3 protein-coding genes are annotated in these 2,374 nt (G+C 62.0%); all 3 read left to right on the plus strand.

The genetic code is table 11. The features are described 5' to 3' along the window. A partial coding sequence (locus ACESMZ_RS09925) for a class I adenylate-forming enzyme family protein (RefSeq protein WP_372972534.1) occupies nucleotides 1-569 on the plus strand: 569 nt, incomplete at its 5' end. Then, complete coding sequence (locus ACESMZ_RS09930; protein WP_372972535.1) at nucleotides 566-1,633, plus strand: BtrH N-terminal domain-containing protein; 1,068 nt, start codon at nucleotides 566-568, stop codon at nucleotides 1,631-1,633. The genes ACESMZ_RS09925 and ACESMZ_RS09930, both read left to right, overlap by 4 nt. Before the next feature lie 32 nt (nucleotides 1,634-1,665). Continuing rightward, nucleotides 1,666-2,088, plus strand: coding sequence for a PaaI family thioesterase (locus ACESMZ_RS09935; protein ID WP_372972587.1), 423 nt, complete (start codon nucleotides 1,666-1,668; stop codon nucleotides 2,086-2,088). Nucleotides 2,089-2,374 lie beyond the last annotated feature (286 nt).

Below are 2,374 nucleotides of genomic sequence, written 5' to 3' on the forward strand. Positions count from 1 at the left end.
ACCCAGAACATCCCGAACGCCTGCTCAGCTGCGGCCAGCCGGCGACCATGTCGAGGGTGCGAATCGTTGATGACCAGGGCAATGACGTTCCCGAGGGCGCAAGCGGCGAGGTCGCAACCCTCACACCCTATAACATGCTGGGGTATCATCGGTTGCCGGAGAAAACCGCTTCCACACTGGTGGACGGCTGGGTGCATACCGGGGACATCGGACGGCTGGACGGCGATGGGTATCTTTATCTGCTCGACCGCAAAAATGACATGATCATCAGTGGCGGCATGAATGTGTACACCTCCGAAGTGGAGAACGCGCTACAGCCCTGCGAGGGTGTTGCCCAGGTGGCCGTGGTTGGGTTGCCAGATCCGGACTGGGGTGAAGCAGTAACTGCCTTTGTGGTACCCCAGCCCGACTCACAGCCGGACACCACTGAACTGCTCAGTCACTGCAAGGCCACCTTGTCAAAATACAAGGTTCCCAAGGCCATTCACCTGGTCGACAGCCTTCCAGTGACGGCCTATGGAAAACTCGACAAGAAAGCCCTTCGTCAGCAGTGGAGTGAGCCAAAATGAGCCGCGTCATCATCGACCCCTACCCCCACCAGCTTGGCGGCCACTGCGGCTCAGGCGCGCTGCGGGACCTGCTGCACTGGGCTGACCTCGGCTGGGAAGATCTGCCTGGCCGGTTGCCGGGTGAAGGCCTGGTGTTCGGCCTGGGGGGCGGCCTGTCGTTCATGTACACCCGGTATCCCGGCCTGACACCCCCCATGTACCTGGTGGGCCGTAACGCCGATATGGAGCTGGATTTCTGCCGGCGACTGAACATCGATACCCACCGCCAGCAAACCGACGACGCCGATGAAGCCTGGCACCTGGTCAGGAGCGAGATTGATGCGGGCCGTCCGGTCATGGTCTGGTGCGACATCGCCGAGCTGCCCTACCTGCGGGTAAGGCTGTCCAACACCCGCCATGATGTGGTGATTATCGGCTACGACGATGGGCGTGGAACCGTGTTCATCGTGGACAACGACCGGGAAGAGGTTCAGGAAGTCCCCATGGACGCCTTCCGGAGCGCCCACGGTTCCAACGGTTTCCCCGGACCTAACCGTTTTGCCACCTATCCGATGCGCTTCCCAACCCGGCTGCCCGACCTGCTGACCTGCGCCCGGGACGCGGCGGCCTCTGCTGCCCGGGTACTCGGCGGTGAAGATGCACTGCTGTTCGATGTCTCCACCCTGCCGGAAGGGAGTCTGGTGGCGTCCGGTGTAGAGGGCGTCCAGGCGTTTGCCGATGACATCATTACCTGGCCCTACCGGCTGGATCCGGATGAACTGACCGCGGCCGTCAAGAGCATCCCGGTGTTCATCGAAAAAGCCGGCACCGGCGGCGGCTTCTTCCGTCGGCTGCAAGCCAGCTTCTGCCGGGATGTGGCACAAGCGACCGGCGACCCTGCCTTCGCGGCCGCTGCTGATGCCTGCCAGCGCAGTGCCGATGCATGGAGCGCACTCGGTGAAATCGCCCGGGCGGAGCAGACGGACATTCGGGCCGTCAGTGAGGCCGCCCACCAGCTGCCTGCGCTCGAACTGGCCATGCAGCAGGCACTGGAACAGGCAGGCCAGTCCGCGCCACTGAAATAATCAACCAATCTACAAGGAACCAGGCTATGGCAATCCAGGCCAGTGCTGACGAGCTACAGGCATTCATGAGCGGTGAATTTCCCCAGGCCACCATCACCGTGGAAAGCGTGGATGAAAAGGAGGCATGGGTACGCCAGCCAGTGGACGAATCCCACCTGCGCCCCGGCGGCACCGTGTCCGGTCCCACCATGATGGCAACAGCGGATACCGCCGCCTATGTGGTAGTACTGTCCCACATTGGCATTGTGCCCCTGGCGGTGACCAGCAACCTGAACATCAACTTCCTTCGCAAGCCCGAATCCGGCAAGGCGCTTGTGGCGAAGGGCACCCTGCTCCACCTGGGCCGCCGCTCGGTGCTGACCGAAGTGAACATCTATTCGGAGGGGCACCTGGAAAAGCCGGTGGCCCATGCGGTGGTGACCTACGCGATTCCGTCGTCCCACAAAACTACCTGACACTGTGCCGCAAGGTCCCATAAGGGCTGTGGCGAACAAACTGGACAATGGCATAACGCAATATGTGTGATTCTGCGGCGTTTCAGGGCGCTCGAGTATATCCTATTCTCCCGCTTACCAGCCGGCGCCCTCATTCCCGTTTGCCCGGAAAAAGTAGGATCCACGCCCCCGGGTCCCTTATGCCATGCCCGCTCGCCCTGAGCCTGTCGAAGGGCGCCTGTAGAAGGTTGGGCGAGAGAGACTGGTAGTAGCCGGCGAGAACACCCTTCGACAGGCTCAGGGTGAA

This window comes from Marinobacter sp. (assembly GCF_041690615.1).
Taxonomy (GTDB): Bacteria; Pseudomonadota; Gammaproteobacteria; order Pseudomonadales; family Oleiphilaceae; genus Marinobacter.

What these genes read in the sequence shown, in the direction of transcription:
- ACESMZ_RS09930 (WP_372972535.1), top strand. Translation starts at nt 566, where the DNA reads ATGAGCCGCGTCATCATCGACCCCTACCCCCACCAGCTTGGCGGCCAC.